The organism is Micromonospora sp. AP08 (genome assembly GCF_008085935.1).
GTDB lineage: Bacteria > Actinomycetota > Actinomycetes > Mycobacteriales > Micromonosporaceae > Micromonospora > Micromonospora chersina.
In genome coordinates this window covers 100,604-122,275 of the sequence record NZ_VSEZ01000011.1, presented here as the reverse complement: position 1 = coordinate 122,275, position 21,672 = coordinate 100,604, and the positions used below count along the sequence as shown (strand labels likewise).

The window sequence follows — 21,672 nt, the reverse complement described above, 5'->3', positions numbered from 1 at the left end:
CGCGCGGCTCAGGGCCACGGTGATCACGGACGGAAGTAGGCTGAAGGCATGTGGCAGTCGGAGGTGCGCGTCGACCTGGACGCGATCCGGGAGAACGTGGCCCGGCTCAAGTCGGGCACCAGCGCCGAGCTGATGGCGGTGGTCAAGGGCGACGGCTACGGCCACGGCATGGTGCCGGCGGCCAACGCGGCGCTCGACGCGGGAGCCGACTGGCTCGGCGTCTGCACCCTGGACGAGGCGCTCCTGCTGCGCCAGGAGGGGGTCACCGCGCCCGTGCTGGCCTGGCTGCTCGACCCGGGGCTGCCGCTGCACGACGGTGTCGCGGTCGGTGTCGACCTGGGCTGCGCCAGCCTCGCCCAGCTCGACGAGATGATCGAGGCGGGCCGGCTGGCGGACCGCCCGGCCCGGCTGCATCTCAAGATCGACACCGGGCTGTCGCGCGGCGGGGCCACCGTCGCCGACTGGCCGGCGCTGCTGGAGGCCGCCGCGAAGGCCCAGGCCGACGGCCTGGTCGAGGTGGTCGGCGTGTGGAGCCACTTCGTGTACGCGGACTCGCCCGGCCACCCCACCACCGACCGCCAGTTGGCGGTGTTCCACGAGGGGCTGGAGATGGTGGAGCGGGCCGGGCTGCGCCCCCGCTACCGGCACCTGGCCAACTCGGCGGCCACCCTGACCCGCCCGGACACCCACTTCGACCTGGTCCGCCCCGGCCTGGCGGTCTACGGCCTCTCCCCGATCGAGGGCGAGCAGTTCGGCCTGCGCCCGGCGATGACCGCCCGGGCCCGCGTGATGCTCACCAAGCGGGTCCCGGCCGGCACCGGCGTCTCCTACGGCCACGCCTACCTCACGAAGCAGGAGGCGAACCTGGCGGTCGTCCCGCTCGGCTACGCCGACGGGGTGCCGCGGCACGCCTCGAACACCGGCCCGGTGCAGCTCGCCGGCAAGCGGCGGACCATCTCCGGGCGGGTCTGCATGGACCAGTTCGTGGTCGACTGCGGCGAGGACGAGGTGGCCGCCGGTGACGTGGCCGTCCTCTTCGGCAGCGGCGCGGACGGCGAGCCCACGGCCGACGACTGGGCCGAGGCGGTCGGCACCATCAACTACGAGATCGTGACCCGGTTCGGCGGCGTCCGGGTGCCGCGCGTCTACGACGGCGAGCGGCCGTGAGCGCGAGGAGTGAGCCGGGGTTGCGAGCCCCGCAGTCGCGAACCGAGGCGGCACGGTGAGTCAGCGGTTCCGGATTCCCCGGCCGCGCACCGCCGCGGGTCGGGTCGCCGGGGTCGTGGGCGCCGCGGTCGGCGTCGCCGCCGCCGGGCTCGCCGCGGGGGTGGTGAGCGAGCGGGTCCTGGTCCGCCGCCTCAAGTCCGACCCCACCGATCCGCACGCGGGCGAGGTGTTCGGCGAGCAGCGGTACGACGAGGCGTACCTGCTGGAGATGCCGGGCGGCACCGACATCCACGTGGAGGTGGTCGAGCCGACCCGGCCGGTCGCCGGGCACCCGACCGTGGTGCTGGTGCACGGCTTCTGCCTGGACATGGGCACCTTCCACTTCCAGCGCAAGATGCTCGCCGCGCGCGGCGACTACCGGATCGTCGCCTACGACCAGCCCGGGCACGGCCGCTCCGGGAAGCTGGAGGGCGGTGACTACGACCTGGCCGCGCTGGGCCACACCCTGCGCCGGGTGATCGACGAGGTGGCGCCGGAGGGGCCGCTGGTGCTGATCGGTCACTCGATGGGCGGCATGACGATCATGGCGCTGGCCGAGCTCTACCCGGAGCTGTTCGGCGACCGGGTGGTCGGCACGGTGCTGATGGCCACCTCGGGTGGGCTGCTCGCGGAGACCAAGCTGGTGGCGCCCGCGCTGCTCGGCCGGGTCGGCGCGCCGGTGATCTACATGATGAGCAACGCCACCCGGTACGGCGGCACGGTGATCGACAAGGCCCGCAAGTCCACCTCCAACGTGGCCTGGCTGCTCACCCGCAAATACGGCTTCGGCACCCCGAAGCCCAGCCCGGCCCTGGTGTCCTACGTCGAGACGATGAACTCCCGCACCTCGGCCGACACGGTCACCCGCTACCTGCGCACCCTGGCGACCCACTCCCGGTTCCCGGCGCTGGCCGCGCTGGCCGGCACGCCGGTGCTGGTGATCGTGGGGGACAAGGACATGATCACGCCGGTGACCCACTCCGAGGAGATCGTCCGGCGGCTGCCGCACGCCGAGTTCGTGAAGATCCACGACAGCGGGCACGTGGTGATGCTGGAGCACGCCGACGAGGTGAACGCGGCGCTGGAGAGGTTCCTGGAATCGCTGTGAGCGCGAGGAGTGGGCCGGGGTTGCGAGCCCCGCAGTCGCGAGCCGAGGTGCCGCTGTGAGCGCGAGGAGTGAGCCGGGGTTGCGAGCCCCGCAGTCGCGAGCCGAGGTGCCGCTGTGACCACCGTGCTGGAGTTGAAGACGGTCGACGACACCCACGGGTTCGGTCGCCGGCTGGCCGGGGTGCTGCGCGCCGGTGACCTGCTGCTGCTCAGCGGCCCGCTGGGCGCCGGAAAGACCGCGCTGACCCAGGGGATCGGCTCCGGTCTCGGGGTGCGCGGCGACATCACCTCGCCGACCTTCGTGATCGCCCGCGTGCATCGCCCGGATCCGGCCCGGGGCGGCCGGGTGACCCTGGTGCACGCCGACGCGTACCGGCTGGGGGAGTCGGCCGACCCGCGCGCCGAGATCGACGACCTGGACCTGGACGCCTCGGTGGACGAGGCGGTCACCGTGGTCGAGTGGGGCGAGGGGATGGTCGAGCAGCTGGTCGACGCCCACCTGCGGGTCCGCATCGACCGGCGGGACGACGACACCCGGGTGGTCACCCTGGAGCCGGTGGGCGGCGACTGGGCGCGGCGGCTGGCCGCCCTGGACTGACCGCTGTCGTACCCGCTGCCTACAGTTCCGGGGACCGATCAGACGCGGTGAAAGGTTGCCGATGCCCGACGACGCCCCCACCCTCGACCTGCTGGCGCTCCTGCCCGACACCTGGCGGGTGGCGCTCACCCCGCACCTCGACCCGGCCCGCACCGCGGCGCTGGCCGAGTTCGTCGCCGGGGAATACGCCACCGGGACGGTCTTCCCGCCGGTCGAGGACCTGTTCTCGGCCTACCGGCTGTGCGGGCCGGAGCAGACCCGGGTGCTGATCCTCGGGCAGGACCCCTACCACAAGGCGGGGCAGGCGCACGGGCTGAGCTTCAGCGTGCGCGAGGGGGTGGCGGTGCCGCCGTCGCTGCGCAACGTCTTCAAGGAGTTGGGCGAGGACCTGGGCGTGCCGAAGCCGGCCGGCGGCAACCTGAGCGGCTGGGCGGCGCAGGGCGTGCTGCTGCTCAACGCGGTGCTCACCGTCCGCCAGGCCACCCCGGGCTCGCACGCCAACAAGGGATGGGAGGAGTTCACCGACGCCACCATCCGGGCCCTCGACGCGCTGGACCAGCGGGTGGTCTTCCTGCTCTGGGGCGGCTACGCGCGCAAGAAGGCCGGCCTGGTCACCAACCCGAACCACGTGGTGCTGGAGGCCGGCCACCCCAGCCCCATGAACCCGCGCGGCTTCCTGGGCAGCCGTCCGTTCAGCGCGGCCAACAAGGCGCTCGCCGACGCCGGCCTGCCCACCATCGACTGGGAGCGCACCGCCGGCTGACCGCCGCAGTTCCATCGGGGGGTCCTCCGCACCCCGAGCTGAGCGGGGAGGCAGGAGGGGCGTCACCGGCGGTAACCGGGGCGGCGACTAGGCTGGCATACCGTGCTCGTACTCGTGGTGGACTCCTCGACGCCCGCGGTGACCGCGGCGCTGGTCGAGGTCTCGGCGGACGGCGTCGCGGCCCGCGCGCAGCGGTGCACGGTCGACGCCCGGGCGCACGGCGAGCTGCTCGCCCCGCAGGTCGACGCGGTGCTGGCCGACGCCGGCGCCCGCCCCGCCGACCTGACCGCGATCGTCGCCGGGCTCGGTCCCGGGCCGTTCACGGGGCTGCGGGTCGGCCTGGTCACCGCCGCCACCATGGGTCAGGTGCTCGGCATCCCCACGTACGGGGTCTGCTCGCTGGACGGGATCGGCCACCCGGTGGCCGTCGGGGAGCCGGTGCTGGCGGCGAGCGACGCCCGCCGCCGGGAGGTCTACTGGGCCGTCTACGACGGCGCCGGCCAGCGCATCGCCGGGCCGAACGTGGACGCACCGGCGGTCGCCGCCGAGCGGGCCCGGGACCTGGCCGTCACGGTCGCGGTCGGTGACGGCGCGCACCGGTACGCGGACGTCCTCGGCCTGCCGGTCCGGGAGGAGCCGCGCTACCCGGACGCCCTGACGCTGGCCCGCCTGGCCGCCGAGCGCATCCGCGCCGGCGCTCCCGGCGAGCCGCTCACCCCGCTCTACCTGCGCCGCCCCGACGCGGTCGCGGCCACCGGCCACAAGCCGGTCCTCCCGTGAGCGCGAGGAGTGAGCCGGGGTTGCGAGCCCCGCAGTCGCGAACAGAGGCGGCACCGTGAGCGCGAGGAGTGAGCCGGGGTTGCGAGCCCCGCAGTCGCGAACAGAGGCGGCACCGTGAGTCAGGTCCGACTGGGCCGGTTCCGCTGGTGGCACGTCGAGCAGGTGCTGCCGCTGGAGGCGGACCTGTTCGGCGCCGAGCGGTGGTCCCCGGCGATGTTCTGGAACGAGTTGGCCAACGGCCACCACTACCTGGTCGCCACCGACGACGACGGCACGGTGCTCGGCTACGCCGGGCTCATGGTGGCGCCGCCGGACGAGGCGTGGGTGCAGAACATCGCGGTCCGCCGGGACGCGCAGCGCCGGGGGATCGGCCGGCTGCTGCTGGAGGCGCTGCTGGCCGAGGCGGCCCGGCAGGGGATGCGCAGCACGCTGCTGGAGGTGGCCGCGGACAACGCGCCCGCGCAGCGGCTCTACGCGATGTACGGCTTCGAGCCGATCGGCGTGCGCCGCGGCTACTACCAACCGAGCAACACCGACGCGCTGGTCATGCAGCGCAACGAGGACTGACGAGCATGGCTGACGAACCACTGATCCTCGGCATCGAGACGTCCTGCGACGAGACCGGGGTGGGCATCGTCCGCGGGCACACCCTGCTCGCCGACGCGCTGGCCTCCAGCGTCGAGGAGCACGCCCGGTTCGGCGGCGTGGTGCCCGAGGTGGCCAGCCGCGCCCACCTGGAGGCCATCGTGCCGACCATGGACCGGGCGCTGCGCGAGGCCGGGGTGACGATCGCCGACATCGACGCGATCGCCGTCACCTCCGGGCCGGGCCTGGCCGGCGCGCTGCTCGTCGGGGTCGCCGCCGCCAAGGGGTACGCGGTGGCCGCCGAGAAGCCGGTGTACGGGGTGAACCACCTCGCCGCGCATGTGGCCGTGGACACCCTGGAGCACGGCCCGCTGCCCGAGCCGGCCATCGCCCTGCTGGTCTCCGGCGGGCACTCCTCCCTGCTGCGCGTCGACGACCTGGCCCGGGAGGTCACCCCGCTCGGCTCGACCATCGACGACGCGGCCGGCGAGGCGTTCGACAAGGTGGCGCGGCTGCTCGGGCTGCCCTTCCCGGGCGGCCCGTTCATCGACCGGGAGGCGCGGGCCGGTGACCCGGCGGCGATCGCCTTCCCGCGCGGGCTGACCGCGCCCAAGGACCTGGCCGGGCACCGCTTCGACTTCTCCTTCTCCGGGCTGAAGACGGCGGTGGCCCGGTGGGTGGAGGCGCGGCAGCGGGCCGGCGAGGCGGTGCCGGTGGCCGACGTGGCCGCGTCCTTCCAGGAGGCGGTCTGCGACGTGCTGGTCGGCAAGGCGCTGGACGCCTGCCGGAGCAGCGGCATCGACACCCTGGTGATCGGCGGTGGGGTGGCGGCCAACTCGCGGCTGCGGGCGATGGCCGAGCACCGGGCGGCGAAGCACGGCGTCCGGGTGCGTACGCCCCGGCCGAAGCTCTGCACCGACAACGGCGCGATGGTGGCCGCGCTCGGCTCGCACCTGGTCGCCGCGGGCGTCGCCCCGAGCCGGCTGGACCTGCCGGCCGACTCCGCCATGCCGCTGACCGTGGTCAGTGTCTGAGGCGGGGGAGGGGACCGACGTGATCGTCCGGATGTGGGAGGCGAAGGCCGAGCCGTACGGGTTCACCGACCTGATCACCTGGGTGTGCGAGACCGCGCTGCCCGAGTTCGAGCACGAGCCGCTGCACCTGTCCAGCGAGGTGTTCTCCTCCACCGACCATCGGGTGGTGGTCATCTCGAAGTGGCGGAGCAACCCGCGGGAGCTGCCGGAGCCGCCCATGCGGCTGGTTGCCCGCCCGCCGCACAGCTGGGACTTCACGCAGGTCGATCGCTGACCCGGCGGGCCGCCTGACCGGCGGGAAACTGGTTGGCGTCCAGCCCGGCGCGGCACCTAGCGTCGGGTGGTCATGCGTTTCTCACCCGCCGGCGATCCCGGCACCCCCGACACCCGGTCCGCCACCCGTTACCTGGTCTGGCTCGCCGGTCGGCACCCGCTGCTCTTCGGCGGCGCCATCGCCCTCGGTGTCACCTGGATGCTGGCCCAGGCGCTGATGCCGGCCGCCGTCGGCCGGGCCATCGACGCCGGCCTGACCCACCGCGACCCGGACGCCCTGCTCCGCTGGGGTCTCGTCCTGCTCGGGCTGGGCGTCGTCCAGGCGACGACCGGCATCCTGCGGCACCGCTGCGCGGTGCACAACTGGCTCGGCGCCGCCTACCGGACCGTGCAGGTCACCGTGGACGCCACCAACCGGCTCGGCGCCGCGCTGCCCCGCCGGGTCGCCGCGGGTGAGGTGGTGAGCATCGGCACGGCCGACATCGAGCACATCGGCAGCGCGATCGACATCACCGCCCGGGGCACCGGCGCGGTGGTCGCCATCGCCACGGTGTCGGCGATCCTGCTCACCGCCTCCGTGCCGCTCGGCCTCGTGGTGGTGCTGGGGGTGCCGCTGCTCATGGCGCTGGTGGCGCTGCTGATCCGGCCGCTGCACCGGCAGCAGGCGGCGTACCGGGAGTCGACCGGCGAGCTGACCGCCCGGGCCGGCGACATCGTGTCCGGGCTGCGGGTGCTGCGCGGGGTGGGCGGCGAGCCGGTGCTGGGCGCCCGCTACCGCGAGCAGTCCCAGGCGTTGCGGGCCGACGGCCTGCGGGTGGCCCGGGTCGAGTCGCTGATCCAGGCCGCGCAGATCCTGCTGCCCGGCGTCTTCGTGGTGCTGGTGACCTGGCTCGGGGCGCGGTTCGCGCTGCGCGGCGAGATCAGCGCCGGCCAGTTGGTCTCCTTCTACGGCTACACGGCGTTCCTGGTCAGCCCGCTGCGCAACCTCACCGAGGCGGCCGACAAGCTGACCCGGGGGCACGTGGCGGCCCGGCGGGTGGTGCGGCTGCTCCGCCTGGCCCCTGAGTTCACCGACCCGGCGCGCCCGGTGCCGGTGCCCGAGGGGCCGGGCGAGCTGGTGGACGTGCGCTCCGGGCTGGTGCTGCGGCCGGGCCGGCTCACCGCGCTGGCCGCCACCGCGCCCGAGGACGCCGCCGAGATCGCCGACCGGCTCGGCCGGTACGTCGACGGGGACGTGACGCTGCACGGCGTACCGCTGCGGGACGTGGCGCTGGCGACGGTGCGCGAGCGGATCCTGGTGGCCGACAACGACGCGCAGCTGTTCAGCGGCGCCCTCCGCACGGAGCTGGACCCGCGCGACCGGGGGGATCAGGACGCCGTCGAGGAGGCGCTGGTGGCGGCGAGCGCCACGGACATCGTGGCGGCGCTGCCCGGCGGCCTGGACAGCCCGGTCGCCGAGCGCGGCCGGGAGTTCTCCGGCGGGCAGCGGCAGCGGCTGCGGTTGGCCCGGGCGCTGGTCGCGGACCCGGAGACGCTCGTCCTGGTCGAACCGACCAGCGCGGTGGACGCGCACACCGAGGCGCGGATCGCCGACCGGCTCGCCGCCGCCCGGCGCGGCCGGACCACGCTGGTCTGCACCACCAGCCCGCTGGTGCTCGGCCGCGCCGAGCACGTGGTCTTCGTGGAGGACGGCAAGGTGGTCGCCGAGGGCCGCCACGACGAACTGCTCGCCGCCGAGCCCCGGTACCGGGCCGCGGTGAGCCGGGAGGAGGACCGGTGAGCAACGCCCTGCCCGTCGCCGACGCGCGGCAGGTCCGCCGGTACGCGCGGGAGTTGGCCCGCCGGCACCCGCGCGGCCTGGCCGCCGCGCTCGGCCTGCACGCGCTCGCCGCGGCGGCCGGCCTGGTCGCGCCCCGGCTCCTCGGCGATCTGGTCGAGGGGATCTCGCGCGGCGTCGGCGCGGTCACGGTCGACCGGGTCGCCCTGGCCATCGCCGGCTTCGTGGTGGCACAGTCGGTGCTGGTCCGCTTCGCCCACCTGGCGTCGGCCCGGCTCGGTGAGCGGGTCCTCGCCGAGCTGCGCGAGGAGTTCGTCGACCGGGTGCTCGCCCTGCCGCTGTCGACCGTGGAGCGGGCCGGCACCGGCGATCTGCTCACCCGCACCTCCCGCGACGTCGCCGCGCTGTCCCGGACGGTCCGGTTCGCCGCCCCGGAGACGCTGATCGCGGCGGTCACCGTGCTGCTGATCCTCGGCGCGCTGGTGCTGACCGGCCCGCTGCTGGTGGTGCCCTGCCTGCTCGCGGTGCCCCTGCTGGTCGCCGGCACCCGCTGGTACCTGCGCCGAGCGCCGGCCGGTTACCTGCGGGAGAACGCCGCCTACTCCGACATCACCGACGGGATCAGCGAGACGGTCGAGGGGGCGCGGACCACCGAGGCGCTGCGCCAGCAGGCCCGCCGCCGGGCCCGCACCGACGCCGACATCCGCCGGTCGTACGCGGCCGAGTACTACACGCTCAGCCTGCGGACGGTCTTCTTCCCGGTCGCCGAGATCGGCTACCTGCTGCCGGTGGTGGGCACCCTGCTGCTCGGCGGCTGGTTCTACCTGGAGGGCTGGGCCAGCCTCGGGCAGGTCACCGCGGCCACCCTCTACGCCCAGCAGTTGGTGGACCCGGTCGACCGGCTGCTCTCCTGGCTGGACGAGTTCCAGGTCGGCGGCGCCTCGCTGGCCCGGCTGCTCGGCGTGGCCGAGCCGGCGGAGGTCGACGGCAAGCCGGCCGGGGCCGCGCCGTCCGACGGGCAGCCGGTCACCGACGACGGGCGGCTCGCCGCCCACGACGTCCGGTACGCGTACCGCGCCGGCCACGACGTGCTGCACGGGGTGACCCTGGTGCCCCGGCCGGGGGAGAAGCTGGCCATGGTCGGCCCGTCCGGCGCGGGAAAGTCGACCCTGGGCCGGCTGCTGGCCGGGGTGCACGCGCCGCGCGTCGGGGCGGTGACCGTGGACGGCCGGCCGCTGTCCGAGCTGCCCCTGGCCGAGCTGCGCACCCACGTGGCGCTGGTCAGCCAGGAGCACCACGTGTTCATCGGCACGCTCACCGACAACGTGGCGATGGTCCGCCCGGACGCCGGCCCCGCCGAGGTCCGCGCCGCGCTGGCCGCGGTCGACGCCCTCGATTGGGCGGAGGCGCTGCCGGACGGGCTGGACACCCGGGTGGGCGCCGGCGGGCACCCGCTCTCGCCGGCCCAGGCGCAGCAGCTCGCGCTGGCCCGGCTGGTGCTCGCCGACCCGCACACCCTGGTGCTGGACGAGGCCACCTCGCTGATCGACCCGCGGGCGGCCCGGGCGCTGGAACGCTCGCTGGCCGCGGTGCTCCAGGGCCGGACGGTCATCGCCATCGCGCACCGGCTCTTCTCCGCGCACGACGCGGACCGGGTGGCGGTGGTGGAGGACGGCCGGATCACCGAGCTGGGGTCGCACGACGAGCTGGTCGCGGCCGGCGGCTCGTACGCCGCGCTCTGGCGGTCCTGGCACGGCTGAGCGGAAAGGCCCCCACCGGACACCGGTGGGGGCCTTCTGCTGGTGGCGCGGTCAGGAGCGGCGCAGCAGCCGCCAGGTCGCGTACCCGCCGGTGGCCAGGGCGAGGAGGAAGACGGCCCACACCACGGTGGTGCTGACCTGGACCCCGCCACCGCTGCCGACGTTGGCGCCCGCGGCGGCGATCAGCGAGTCACTCTGCGCCGGGGGCATCGCGGGAGGCGGGAGCTGCTGCCAGCGGACCAGCCCGGTGCTCTCCAGCATCAGCATGTGGTTGGTGACGAAGGTGTTCGTCTGGTCGGCGAGCTTGCGCACGATCGGGTCCCGGGTGCTGGCCCGTACCGCGCCGATCACCGGGAAGATGTTGCCGTGCGCGACCCGCAGCCGGGTCACGAAGATCTGGTCGAACTGGGCGCCGGTGGCGTTCTGCATCTCGGTCAGCCAGCCCTGCTGCTGGGTGGTCGGTGTGGTCGGCAGGGTGGCGCCGAGCTTGTTCGCGGCCTCGACCACGAGCTGGTCCAGGACGCCGTGCTGCCGGGCGATCTCCGCGCCGATCTCTCGTACCCGCTTCGACTGGCCCTTCTCGGCGGCCATCTGCCCGGCCGGCATCTCCCAGAGCCCGGCCAGTCTTACCCCGTTGAGCAGCGTCATGTCGGCGGCGTTGAGCTGCACACCGGGGTTGGGCGCGGCCATCGCCGCGCCGGGAAGGACGCCGATCCCCGCGACGAGCGCGACGAGCAGCAGGATGACCCGGTGCGCCAGCCGGCGGCGTGCGGATTCCAGCGGTGCCATGGTTGCGGTGCCTCCTCGGTCCGGACCGGTACGCGGGATGGCGCGGAGGGCCGCCCGCGGCCGTCCGTCCGCCCACTGGTACGGATCACGACCCGATTCAGTTCACCGGAATCCGGGGACCGGTCAGCCGACGTCCAGCGGGTCGGCGAGGAGGCGTTCGAAGGCCAGCTCGGCGGCGCCGATGAGCGCCGCGTCGTCACCGAGCTTCGGGGTACGCAGCCGCACGTGCTCCAGGCAGGCCGGCAGCCCGTTGGAGTTGAGCCGGCTGCGCACCTGGGCGGCGGCCGCCAGGTAGAGGTCGCGCATGGTGCCGCCGAAGATGACCATCTCCGGGTTGAAGATGTTGACCAGGTTGGCCACGCCGAAGCCGAGCCAGTCGCCGGCCTGCCGCACCGCGGTCTGGGCGCGCGCGTCGCCCCGGTCGGCGGCGTCGAAGAGGGCCAGCAGCGCCTCCCGGCCCCGGGCGTCGGAGCGGCCGGCGGCCCGGAGCAGCCCATGCTCGCCGATCTCGGTCTCCCAGCAGCCGCGCCGCCCGCAGTCGCAGAGCACGCCGTCGGGGACCACCACCATGTGGCCGACCTCGCCGCTGTAGCCGCCGTGGCCGGTGAGCCGCCGCCCACCGGCGATGATGCCGGCGCCGACGCCGACGTCCCCGTACAGGTAGATGACGTTGTCGCAGCCGGCCGCGACACCCCGGGCGTGCTCGGCGAATGCCGCCACGTCGGCCACGTTGCCCACCGTGATGGGCACGTCGACGCCCAGCTCGGCGGCGAGCGCCGCGCCGATCGGCTCGTCCACCCAGCCCGTGGTGGGGCTGAGCCGGACCAGCCCGTCCTCGCGGCGGACCATGCCGCAGACCGCCACGCCGGCGCCCACGCAGATCGAGTCGGGCGGCACCGCCCGGTGCATCTCCCGCACCGCGTCGGCCAGCAGCGGGGCGGCCTCCCCGGCGACCAGGTTCCGGGGCCGTTCCAGTTCCCGGCGGTCGAGCACCTCACCGCCGAGCCCGACCCGCGCGGCCCGCAGCCGGTCCACCTCGATGCTGTACGCGTACGCGTAGACCCGGGCCGACTCGGGCCGGACGACCAGCGACGGTCGTCCGGCCCGGCCGGTCTCCTTCGGCGTCCCCTCGCTGACCAGACCGGCGCCGGCCAGGTCGGCGGTCAGCGCGCCGATGGTGCTGCGGTTGAGACCGAGCGCGGTGGTCAGCTCCGCGCGGGTGGTGGCCCCACGAACGTGCACGTACCGGAGCAACGCGCCCAGGTTCTGCCGGCGGATCTCGTCCTGGCTGGGTCCCGCGCGCATCGCCACCGTCATGTCCGTGCCGCGTTCAGCGGGTGCCGGTCGCGGCCGAGCGACGCCGCGACAGGGCGTCGACACCGGCGGCGAGCATGAGTACCGCGCCCGTGAAGATGTACTTCAGGCCGGAGCTGAGGTCCAGCAGTCCCATGCCGTTGATGATGACAGCCACCACGGCGCCACCGAGCACCGCGTTGATCATCCGGCCCTTGCCGCCGAAGAGGCTGGTGCCGCCGATGACGGCCGCGCCCACCGCGTAGAGCAGGACGTTGCTGCCGCCCGTGTTGGGGTCGACCGACCGGTCCTTGCTGGCCGCGATGATGCCGCCGATGGCCGCCATCCCCGAGCAGATCACGAAGGCGGAGATCTTGATCCGGTCCACGTTGATGCCGGCCCGTCGCGCGGCTTCCGCGTTCCCGCCGACCGCGTAGAGGTGCCGGCCGTAGGCGGTGCGGTTGAGCACGAACGTCCAGAAGACCAGCAGGACCGCGATGATGGGCACGACCACCGGCATGCCCTTGTTCGACGAGATCAGCGTGTTGATGCTGCGCTCCTGGTTGAGCACGTAGACGGCGAAGCCGATCAGGGCGGCGACCCCGACGATCCGGGCGCCCACCACGGCGATCGGGTCGGTGACCAGGCCGCGGGCGGCGCGGTTCCGGTGCCGCAGCAGCTGCGCGGCGGCGTACCCGAGGATCGCGACGGCGGCCAGCAGCCAGCCGACGGCCGGCGGGACCCGGCCGTTCTCGATGCCGACGATCACGTCGTCGCCGATCGAGATGTTGGTGCCCTCCTTCATGAGCAGCAGCACCACACCCTGGAAGGCCAGGAAGCCGGCCAGGGTGACCACGAAGGAGGGGATGCCCACCTTGGCCACCAGGAAGCCGAGCGTCAGACCGATGACCACGCCGGTGGCGAGGGCGGCCAGCACGGCCACGTACCAGGGGTAGCCGAGCACGCTGACGACGTTGGCCAGGATGGCCGCGCACACGCCGCTGGCGAAGCCGGCGGAGAGGTCGATCTCACCGAGCAGCAGTACGAAGATCAGCCCCATGGCGATCACCGTGACGGCGGCGCCCTGGGTGAAGAGGTTGGCGAAGTTCGCCGCGGAGAAGAAGACCGGGCGGACGATCGCGAACACGACGCAGAGCACGACGAGGCCGATGACGGCGGGCAGGGAACCGAGGTCGCCGCCGCGTACCCGGGCGACGTAGTTGCGGACGTGGTCGGCGACGGCGGGTGTGGGCGTGACGGCCGCCGGTCCGTCCTTCTTCACAGCGGTGGTGGTCATCGAAGGGCTCCCGGGGTCGCGTCGGCGGGCTCGCTGCCGTTGCCCGACCCGGCGCCGAGGCCGAGGTTGCCGGAGCGGCCGGCGGTGATCAGCTCGACCACCTGCGAGTGAGTGATCTCGGTGGTCTTCACCTGGGCGACCATCTGGCCGAGGTAGAGCGCGGCGATCCGGTCGGAGACGGCGAAGACGTCGTTCATGTTGTGGGAGATGAGCACCACGGCCAGGCCCTTGTCGGCCAGCCGGCGGACCAGCTCCAGCACCTGGGCGGTCTGCGCGACGCCGAGCGCGGCGGTCGGCTCGTCCAGGATGACCAGCTTGCTGTTCCAGAGCACGGCCTTGGCGATGGCCACGGTCTGCCGCTGGCCTCCGGAGAGGCTGGACACGTGCTGGCGCAGCGACTTGACGGTGCGGACGCTCAGCCCGGCCAGGGTCTCGGCCGCCAGCTGCTCCATGGTCGGCTCGTCCAGCACGACCCCGCTGCGCTTCTCCCGGCCCAGGAACATGTTCTGCACGATGTCGAGGTTGTCGCAGAGCGCGAGGTCCTGGTAGACCACCTCGATGCCGAGCCCGGCGGCGTCCCGCGGGTTGTGGATGGTCACCGGTCGCCCGTCGAAGAGAACTTCGCCGGCATCGGTGGGGTAGATGCCGCTGATGCACTTCACCAGGGTCGACTTGCCGGCGCCGTTGTCGCCGACCAGCGCGGTCACCTCACCGGGATGGGCCGAGAAGGCGACGTCGCGCAGAACCTGGACGGGACCGAAGCTCTTGTCGATCCCGCGTAGCTCCAGCAGGGGGGTCGCGGACACGGGGGTCTCCTTTGGACGGAGGGGAGATCTCGGGGCCCGTCCGCGGCGTGCCGCCCGGCACGGTGGTCACCGTGCCGGGCGGCGTCGCCGGAGCGGGGTGGTGTGGGTCGGGTCAGCTGATGCCGGCGTCGGCGCACAGCTTGGTGTACGCCCCGGTGCAGAGCTCTTCCTTGGTGACGAAGCCGTCGGCCACGACGTCCTTCACGTTGTCCTTGTAGATGGCCTTCGGGGTGAGCAGGACGGCGTCCACGTCACGGCCACCCTCCGGGTCCTTGACCTTCTGGCCGGTCTCCTTCTTCTCGCCCTTGGCCAGCGTGATCGCCAGGTCGGAGGCGGCCTTCGCCTCCTCCTTGATGGCCTTGTAGACCGTCATGCACTGGTCACCGGCGAGGATGTTCTGCAGGCCCTGGACGGTGGCGTCCTGGCCGGTCACCGGCACCTTGCCGTTGAGCTTGTTCTTCTTCAGCACCGAGATGGCCGCGTTGCCGAGACCGTCGTTGGCGGCCAGCACGCCGTCGATCTTGCCCTTCTTCTGGGTGAGCATCTGCTCGAAGATCACACCCGCCTGGGCGTTGTCCCAGTCCGGAACCGACTGGTCCGGGCCCTTCTCGTACTCCTTGGAGTCGAACTTCGGCTTGAGCACCGAGTCGTACCCGTTCTTGAACAGCGTGGCGTTGTTGTCGGTGGGGGAGCCGTTCAGGTACGCCACGACGGGGTTCTTCGCGCCCTTGTCGGTCAGGCACTTGCTCAGGCCCTCGCCCTGGAGCTTGCCGACCGCCTCGTTGTCGAAGCTGACGTAGTACTGGGCGGAGCCGCCCAGGGTCAGCCGGTCGTAGTCGATGGTGGCGACGCCCTGCGACTTGGCCTTCTCCAGCACGGCCTTGCCGGTGCCGGAGTCCAGGTTGACGATCATCAGGGCGGTGACGCCGCTGGTCAGCATGCCGTCGGCGATGGTGGAGAAGGCGGACTTGTCGCCCTGGGCGTTCTGGATGGTGTAGTCGACACCGGCGGCCTTGAAGGCCTCCTCCAGGAACTTCCGGTCCGCGCCCTCCCAGCGGGCGGAGGACTTGCTGTCCGGGAGGATCACGCCGATCTTCGGCTTCTTGTCGGTCGAGCCGCCGGCCTGGTCGGAACCGCCGTTGTCACCGCAGGCGGCCATGCTGCCGGTCGCGAGAAGACCGACGGCCGCGAAAGTGAGGAAGCCCTTGCGCATGTGCACGGGTCCTTTCGGGGGTTGGGGGAGTTGTCGGTGGTTTGTTGTGCCCGGCAACGTATTCCTCCCGTCGAGACACGCGCAAGAGAGTCGAGGTCAGAAGTTTGTTGGCGGCGGTAACAATTCAGCAACGCAACTGACACCCCGCCGTCACCCGGTGGAGAGCGCTCCCCGGGGTGGCGTGCGGAAACGCTCCCAGAGGCGGTTCAGTCGGCGGCGATCGGCGCGGTGACGGCCCCCGTCAGGGCGACCAGGTCGGCCGGGGCGAGTTGCAGTTGGAGGCCCCGGCGCCCCGCCGACACGTAGACGGTCGGATGCTCCAGGGCGGACGCGTCCACGACCGTGGGCAGCCGCTTGCGCTGGCCGAGCGGGCTGATCCCGCCGCGGACGTAGCCGGTGGCCCGCTCGGCGACCGTCCGGTCCGCCATGGCCGCCCGCTTGCCGCCCACCGCGGCCGCGAGGGCCTTGAGGTCCAGCTCTCCGCTCACCGGCACGACCGCCACGGTCAGCCCGCCGTCGACCTCCGTGACCAGCGACTTGAACACCCGGGCCGGCGGCACCCCGAGGGCCGCCGCGACCAGCGCGCCGTAGTTCGGCGCGTCCGGCGAGACGTCGTACGGGTGGGTGCTGTGGGCGATCTTCCGCCTGGTCAGCAGTGCCGTCGCCGGAGTGCCCTGTCCCGCCATGAGCGACAAGCTAACCGGCCGCCGCCCGCCGGGCGAGCCGAAAACCGTCAGGCGGGAACCGGCTGGCAGATCAGCACGGTCGGCGCGCCGGCCACCCGGGTCAGCACCAGGCTGGCCGCCTCGTCGCCGGCCAGCTTCAGGTCCCGGCGCAGCTTCTCCGGTTCCAGCGCCGAGCCGCGCTTGAGGATCTCCGCCCGGCCCACCCGGCGCTCCCGGAGCAGGGCGCGCAGCCGCTTCAGCGAGAACGGCAGCACGTCGGTGATCTCCAGGCAGCGGGCGAACGGGGTCGGTCGGGCCTCGTCGCCGTAGAGGTAGGCGATGCTCGGGTCGGCCAGCGTCGCGTCGAGGTCGCCGGCCAGCTCGGCGACCAGGTGCGCGCGCACCACCGCCGGATCCGGGTCGTACAGGAAGCGGCGGGGCGGGCCGACCGGAGCCTCGGCGTCGCCGCTGCCGGTGAGCTGCACGGCGCGGGCCGCCGCTCCGGCGACCGGCCCTTCCTTCTCCCGCAGCAGGGTGGCCCGGCGGGGCACCTGCGCCAGCGCGCCGCACCACAGCGCCGCCTCGACCAGGTCGCCGTCGACGCTCACCCACTCCGCCTCGGCGCCCGCCGGGATCAGCGCGTGGTCCAACCCCGGCGCCACCTTCACCACCGTGTGCGGGACCCGCTCGGCCAGGCCGGTGACGAAGTCCCAGGGCGGCGAGTAGGCGTTCGGGTCGAAGATCCGCCGGCCGGTGCCGGCCTTCCGGCGGGCCGGGTCGCAGAAGACCCCGTCCACCCGGGTCACGTCGAACGCCGTGGCGTCGCCGCACTCCACCGTGAACAGGTCGGCCAGCCCGGCGGCCTCGGCGTTCGCGGCCGCCATCGCGGCGGTCAGCGGGTCGGCCTCCACGCCGTACACCCGGATGCCGGCGCGGGCCGCGGCGAGCGCGTCCGCCCCGAGGCCGCAACCCAGGTCGGCGAGGGTGCCGACGCCCGCGGCGCGCAGGCGTTCCGCCCGGCGCCGCGCGACGACCCCCCGGGTGGCCTGCTCCAGGCCCGCCCGGGTGAGGAACATGCCGCTCGCCGCCGGGCCGAACTTGCCGGCCGCGCGGCGACGCAGCTCCGCCTGCGTCAGTGCCGCCGCCGCGAGCCCCGCCGGCACCCCGGCGGAGCGGAGCGCGGCCGCCGCCGTCAGCGGGTCGCCGCCGGCCACCCGCGCCGCCGCGTCGAGCGCGGCCGACCCCTCGGGGGTACGCAGGGCGGCGAACTGTTCCAGGTCCACCCGGGCATTCTCCCGGCGACCTCGCCCCGGCCGACCCGGACCCCGCCGACGGGGACACGGAACGCGGCGTGCTGGCACTCTCCTTGACGGAGTGCTAGCCGAGGAATAACCTGCGATTAGCACTCTCACCCTGAGGGTGCCAACGCCCGGGCCCTGGTGTCCGGGGGTTGAACGCCAGGCGGACCGGCACCCGCGACGACGGCCCCGCCCGGTGGCATGTGGCAGATTGACGCCGGTCGGCGCGCCGACCGGCAACGACACCAAGTACCCCAGGAGGGTATGCCCGTGACTACCGCGACCAAGGTTGCGATCAAGCCGCTCGAGGACCGCATCGTGGTCCAGGCGAACGAGGCCGAGACCACCACCGCCTCGGGCATCGTGATCCCCGACACCGCCAAGGAGAAGCCGCAGGAGGGCACCGTCCTCGCTGTCGGCCCGGGCCGGATCGACGACAAGGGCAACCGCGTGCCGATCGACGTCAAGGTCGGCGACACCGTCCTCTACTCGAAGTACGGCGGCACCGAGGTCAAGTACGCCGGCGAGGAGTACCTGGTGCTCTCCGCCCGCGACGTCCTCGCGGTCATCGAGAAGTAAGCAACCGATCAGTGTCGTTGCCCCGGTCCGGCTCGCCGGGCCGGGGCAACGTCGCTTCGAAGGGATACAGATGGCGAAGATCCTGAGCTTCTCGGACGACGCCCGGCACCTGCTGGAGCACGGTGTCAACGCCCTCGCGGACGCGGTCAAGGTCACTCTCGGCCCGCGCGGGCGCAACGTCGTCCTGGACAAGAAGTTTGGTGCGCCCACGATCACCAACGACGGCGTGACGATCGCCAAGGAGATCGAGCTCACCAACCCGTACGAGAACCTCGGCGCGCAGCTGGTCAAGGAGGTGGCGACCAAGACCAACGACGTCGCCGGCGACGGGACCACCACCGCGACCGTGCTGGCCCAGGCCATGGTCCGCGAGGGCCTGCGCAACGTGGCCGCCGGGGCCAACCCGACCGGTCTCAAGCGGGGCATCGACGCGGCGGCCGCCAAGGTCTCCGAGGCGCTGCTCGGCCGGGCCGTCGAGGTGGCCGACAAGGAGTCGATCGCGCACGTCGCGACGATCTCCGCGCAGGACGCCACCATCGGCGAGCTGATCGCCGAGGCCATGGAGCGGGTCGGCCGCGACGGTGTCATCACCGTCGAGGAGGGCTCGGCCCTCACCACCGAGCTGGAGGTGACCGAGGGTCTCCAGTTCGACAAGGGCTTCATCTCGCCGAACTTCGTCACCGACGCGGAGGCGCAGGAGGCGGTCCTGGAGGACCCGTACATCCTGATCACCACGCAGAAGATCTCGGCGATCGAGGAGCTGCTGCCGCTGCTGGAGAAGGTTCTCCAGAACAACAAGCCGCTGCTCATCATCGCCGAGGACGTCGAGGGCCAGGCCCTGTCCACGCTGGTGGTCAACGCGATCCGCAAGACCATCAAGGTCTGCGCCGTGAAGGCCCCCGGCTTCGGCGACCGCCGCAAGGCGATGCTCCAGGACATGGCGATCCTGACCGGCGCCGAGCTGGTCGCCCCGGAGCTGGGCTACAAGCTCGACCAGGTCGGCCTGGAGGTGCTGGGCACCGCCCGTCGCGTCGTGGTCGACAAGGAGAACACCACGGTCGTCGACGGCGGCGGCCAGTCCGCCGAGGTCGCCGACCGGGTCGCCCAGATCCGCAAGGAGATCGAGGCCTCGGACTCCGAGTGGGACCGGGAGAAGCTGGCCGAGCGGCTGGCGAAGCTCTCCGGTGGCATCGCGGTGATCAAGGCCGGCGCGGCCACCGAGGTCGAGATGAAGGAGCGCAAGCACCGCATCGAGGACGCCATCTCGGCGACCAAGGCCGCGGTCGAGGAGGGCACGGTCCCGGGTGGCGGCGCCGCCCTGGCCCAGATCCTGCCGGTGCTCGACGACGACCTGGGCTTCACCGGTGACGAGAAGGTCGGCGTCTCGATCGTGCGCAAGGCGCTGGTCGAGCCGCTGCGCTGGATCGCCCAGAACGCCGGCCACGACGGCTACGTGGTGGTGCAGAAGGTCGCCGGCCAGGAGTGGGGCAACGGCCTCAACGCCGCCAACGGCGAGTACGTCGACCTGGTCCGGTCCGGCATCCTCGACCCGGTGAAGGTGACCCGCAACGCGGTCTCCAACGCGGCGTCGATCGCCGGCCTGCTGCTCACCACCGAGAGCCTCGTGGTGGAGAAGCCGGAGAAGGCCGAGCCCGCCGCCGCCGGTCACGGCCATGGGCACGGGCACGGCCACCAGCACGGCCCGGGCTTCTGATCCCGCGCCGTACGGCCTGACGTCAGGGCACACCCCCAGCCGGGGGTGTGCCCTGACCCGTATCTGCTTACGGAACGCTGACGGGGTTGGCGACCGGCCGCTCCGAGCGACGACACTGGTCGCCGTGAGCAGCATGTCGCGCGGTCGAGCCGCGCTGGCCGGGGTCACCGCCGCGGCCGTCGCGATCGGCGTGGCCGAACCGGTGGCCGTGTTCACCGGCCCCCGCTCCGCGCCGCTGATCGCGGTCGGCGGGCTGGTGGTCGACGCGGTGCCCGAGCCGCTCAAGCAGTTCGCCATCGCGGTCTTCGGCACGTACGACAAGGTCGCCCTGCTGGTCGGCACGGCGGTGCTGCTGGCGGCGATCGCCGCGCTGCTCGGCGTGCTGGCGGCCCGCCGGCTGTGGCTCGGCCTGGTCGGCATCGCCGCGTTCGCCGCCCTCGGGGTGGCCGCCGCGCTGACCCGGGCCGGCGCGGACGCCTACGACGCGCTGCCCTCCCTGGTCGGCGGCGGGCTGGGGGCGGTGACCCTCTGGGCCTTCGTGGCGGGCCCGTTGGCCGGGGACGCCGCGCCGGCTCCGGCCGAACCCGCCTCGCCGGCGCCCGCCTCGCCCACGCCACCTCCGGGGATCGCGGCGCTGGCGCCCGACGAGTCGCCGGCCGGCTGGGAGCCGCAGGAGCCCGGCGACCACGAGTCGCGGCGCCGGTTCCTGCGCGGCGTCGGCCTGCTGGCCGGCACGGCGGCGGTGGCGGGGTTCGGCGGGCACTGGCTGGCCGGCCAGCGGGGCGTCTCGGTGGCCCGGCAGGCGGTGAAGCTGCCCACTCCGGCGACGCCCGCCCCGCCGCTGCCGGCCGGCGCGGACCTGTCGCTGAGCCGGCTCGCCCCCTTCGTCACCCCGAACCGGGAGTTCTACCGGATCGACACCGCGCTGGTGGTGCCGCAGGTGGACCCGGCGACCTGGCGGCTGCGCATCCACGGCCGGGTCCGCAACCCGATCGAGTTGAGCTTCGACGACCTGCTCGCCCGGCCGATGGTCGAGCGCTACGTGACCCTGGCGTGCGTCTCCAACGAGGTGGGCGGGGATCTCATCGGCAACGCCCGCTGGCTGGGGGTGCCGATCAGGCAGCTGCTGGACGAGGCGCAGCCGGAGGAGGGCGCGGACCAGGTGGTGGGCCGCTCGGTCGACGGCTGGACCTGCGGCACCCCGACGGCCGTGCTGCGGGACGGGCGGGACGCGCTGCTCGCGGTCGGGATGAACGGTGAGCCGCTGCCGGTCGAGCACGGCTTCCCGGTGCGGATGGTGGTGCCCGGCCTCTACGGGTACGTCTCGGCCTGCAAGTGGGTGACCGAGCTGGAGCTGACCAGCTTCGCGGACTTCGACGCGTACTGGGTGCCGCGCGGGTGGTCGGCGCAGGGCCCGATCAAGACGCAGTCGAGGATCGACACGCCGCGGGCGCACGGCCGGCTGACCGCCGGCCCGGTCACGGTCGCCGGGGTGGCCTGGGCGCAGCACCGCGGCATCCGCAGGGTCGAGGTACGCGTCGACGACGGCCCCTGGCAGGAGGCGACGCTGGCCCCGACGGCCTCGGTGGACACCTGGGTGCAGTGGTCGTGGCGCTGGAACGCCGGCCCGGGCGAGCACACGCTCCAGGTGCGGGCCACCGACGCCGGTGGGGAGACCCAGCCGGAGCAGCGCCGCCCGGTCGCCCCCGACGGCGCCACCGGCTGGCACACCGTCCGGGTCACAGTTGGTTGACCCGGGGGGTGCGGCCTGCCAACCGGACTCGGGCCGTGGCCGGCGGGGCGGGTGACGGGGCGGGTGACGGTGAGGCCGACGGTGAGGCCGCGCGACCGCCCGGCGACCGCTCCGCGGCTGTCATCCGATCGGCATGGTCCTCGTCGGAGACTACGAACTTGATGTCGTGAACGATTCAGGCGCTCGGCGCGCTCGGCCCGCTCGGCCCGCTCGGCCCGCTCGGCCCGCGCCCGCCGCTCGGCCCGCTGCGCCCCTCCGCCCCCTCCGGCCGTCGGCGAGTCACTTACGTCATCAAGTTCCTAGTCGCCGCCAGGTTCCCCAGGGGCCGGCGGCGGGTTCGCAGACGACCCTCCCGACGGCGCCGCGCACAACGCACCGCGAC

At 73.7% G+C, this 21,672-nt stretch carries 20 protein-coding genes; 13 read left to right on the top strand and 7 right to left on the bottom strand.

All coding sequences use genetic code 11. The annotated features are described in order from the left end of the window. Positions 1-48: 48 nt before the first annotated feature. The 10 genes from alr (at position 49) to FXF50_RS19665 (ending at position 9,883) form a co-directional block, all read left to right on the top strand. On the top strand, positions 49-1,167 hold the full coding sequence (gene alr, locus FXF50_RS19710) for an alanine racemase (RefSeq protein WP_148429983.1): 1,119 nt from the start codon (positions 49-51) through the stop codon (positions 1,165-1,167). Positions 1,168-1,222: 55 nt separating this feature from the next. Then, positions 1,223-2,314: an alpha/beta fold hydrolase gene (locus tag FXF50_RS19705; RefSeq protein WP_148429980.1), complete on the top strand. Its 1,092-nt coding sequence runs from the start codon at positions 1,223-1,225 to the stop codon at positions 2,312-2,314. A 114-nt stretch (positions 2,315-2,428) separates the two neighbouring features. Continuing rightward, a complete protein-coding gene (gene tsaE, locus FXF50_RS19700; protein ID WP_148429977.1) occupies positions 2,429-2,911 on the top strand; it encodes a tRNA (adenosine(37)-N6)-threonylcarbamoyltransferase complex ATPase subunit type 1 TsaE in 483 nt (160 codons plus the stop codon). 61 nt (positions 2,912-2,972) lie between these two features. After that, positions 2,973-3,674, top strand: a complete 702-nt coding sequence (gene ung, locus FXF50_RS19695) for a uracil-DNA glycosylase (protein ID WP_148429975.1) — start codon at positions 2,973-2,975, stop codon at positions 3,672-3,674. 102 nt (positions 3,675-3,776) lie between these two features. Continuing rightward, positions 3,777-4,454 (top strand): tRNA (adenosine(37)-N6)-threonylcarbamoyltransferase complex dimerization subunit type 1 TsaB, encoded by a 678-nt coding sequence (gene tsaB, locus FXF50_RS19690; RefSeq protein WP_148429972.1) that lies wholly within the window; start codon positions 3,777-3,779, stop codon positions 4,452-4,454. 114 nt (positions 4,455-4,568) lie between these two features. Continuing rightward, complete coding sequence (rimI, locus tag FXF50_RS19685) at positions 4,569-5,021, top strand: ribosomal protein S18-alanine N-acetyltransferase (protein WP_148429969.1); 453 nt, start codon at positions 4,569-4,571, stop codon at positions 5,019-5,021. 5 nt (positions 5,022-5,026) lie between these two features. After that, positions 5,027-6,073 carry a tRNA (adenosine(37)-N6)-threonylcarbamoyltransferase complex transferase subunit TsaD gene (tsaD, locus tag FXF50_RS19680; RefSeq protein WP_091318122.1) on the top strand — a complete coding sequence of 349 codons (1,047 nt, stop codon included), beginning with the start codon at positions 5,027-5,029 and terminating at the stop codon, positions 6,071-6,073. Between the two features lie 19 nt (positions 6,074-6,092). After that, entirely contained in the window at positions 6,093-6,347 is a 255-nt protein-coding gene (locus FXF50_RS19675) for a hypothetical protein (RefSeq protein WP_148429967.1), read from the top strand. 72 nt (positions 6,348-6,419) lie between these two features. After that, positions 6,420-8,126, top strand: coding sequence for an ABC transporter ATP-binding protein (locus tag FXF50_RS19670; RefSeq protein WP_148429965.1), 1,707 nt, complete (start codon positions 6,420-6,422; stop codon positions 8,124-8,126). Beyond that, positions 8,123-9,883: an ABC transporter ATP-binding protein gene (locus FXF50_RS19665; protein ID WP_148429963.1), complete on the top strand. Its 1,761-nt coding sequence runs from the start codon at positions 8,123-8,125 to the stop codon at positions 9,881-9,883. The genes FXF50_RS19670 and FXF50_RS19665 overlap by 4 nt, the downstream gene beginning before the upstream one ends. Before the next feature lie 51 nt (positions 9,884-9,934). On the opposite strand, the gene FXF50_RS19660 is transcribed toward FXF50_RS19665, so the two are convergent. The 7 genes from FXF50_RS19660 to FXF50_RS19630 all read right to left on the bottom strand — a co-directional run bounded on the left by FXF50_RS19660 (position 9,935) and on the right by FXF50_RS19630 (position 17,229). Then, on the bottom strand, positions 9,935-10,672 hold the full coding sequence (locus tag FXF50_RS19660) for a DUF4142 domain-containing protein (RefSeq protein ID WP_091318127.1): 738 nt from the start codon (positions 10,670-10,672) through the stop codon (positions 9,935-9,937). Positions 10,673-10,795: 123 nt separating this feature from the next. Then, positions 10,796-11,977 carry an ROK family protein gene (locus FXF50_RS19655; protein WP_148429960.1) on the bottom strand — a complete coding sequence of 394 codons (1,182 nt, stop codon included), beginning with the start codon at positions 11,975-11,977 and terminating at the stop codon, positions 10,796-10,798. A gap of 25 nt (positions 11,978-12,002) precedes the next feature. Next, positions 12,003-13,262 carry a sugar ABC transporter permease gene (locus tag FXF50_RS19650; RefSeq protein WP_148429958.1) on the bottom strand — a complete coding sequence of 420 codons (1,260 nt, stop codon included), beginning with the start codon at positions 13,260-13,262 and terminating at the stop codon, positions 12,003-12,005. Continuing rightward, complete coding sequence (locus FXF50_RS19645) at positions 13,259-14,068, bottom strand: ATP-binding cassette domain-containing protein (protein ID WP_107077350.1); 810 nt, start codon at positions 14,066-14,068, stop codon at positions 13,259-13,261. Before FXF50_RS19645 ends, FXF50_RS19650 begins: the two co-directional genes overlap by 4 nt. A gap of 112 nt (positions 14,069-14,180) precedes the next feature. After that, complete coding sequence (locus FXF50_RS19640; protein ID WP_148429955.1) at positions 14,181-15,281, bottom strand: sugar ABC transporter substrate-binding protein; 1,101 nt, start codon at positions 15,279-15,281, stop codon at positions 14,181-14,183. Between the two features lie 206 nt (positions 15,282-15,487). Beyond that, positions 15,488-15,967: a Cys-tRNA(Pro) deacylase gene (ybaK, locus tag FXF50_RS19635; protein ID WP_148429953.1), complete on the bottom strand. Its 480-nt coding sequence runs from the start codon at positions 15,965-15,967 to the stop codon at positions 15,488-15,490. A 47-nt stretch (positions 15,968-16,014) separates the two neighbouring features. Beyond that, positions 16,015-17,229 (bottom strand): methyltransferase domain-containing protein, encoded by a 1,215-nt coding sequence (locus FXF50_RS19630; protein ID WP_148429951.1) that lies wholly within the window; start codon positions 17,227-17,229, stop codon positions 16,015-16,017. Between the two features lie 279 nt (positions 17,230-17,508). Between FXF50_RS19630 and groES the strand changes: the two genes are divergently transcribed. The 3 genes from groES (at position 17,509) to FXF50_RS19615 (ending at position 21,290) form a co-directional block, all read left to right on the top strand. Further along, on the top strand, positions 17,509-17,823 hold the full coding sequence (gene groES / locus FXF50_RS19625; protein WP_018222648.1) for a co-chaperone GroES: 315 nt from the start codon (positions 17,509-17,511) through the stop codon (positions 17,821-17,823). Between the two features lie 70 nt (positions 17,824-17,893). Beyond that, the gene (groL, locus tag FXF50_RS19620) at positions 17,894-19,537 is read left to right on the top strand and encodes a chaperonin GroEL (RefSeq protein WP_148429949.1); all 1,644 of its coding nucleotides are present in this window, start codon (positions 17,894-17,896) and stop codon (positions 19,535-19,537) included. A 133-nt stretch (positions 19,538-19,670) separates the two neighbouring features. Then, entirely contained in the window at positions 19,671-21,290 is a 1,620-nt protein-coding gene (locus FXF50_RS19615; protein WP_370464131.1) for a molybdopterin-dependent oxidoreductase, read from the top strand. The last annotated feature ends 382 nt before the right edge of the window (positions 21,291-21,672 follow it).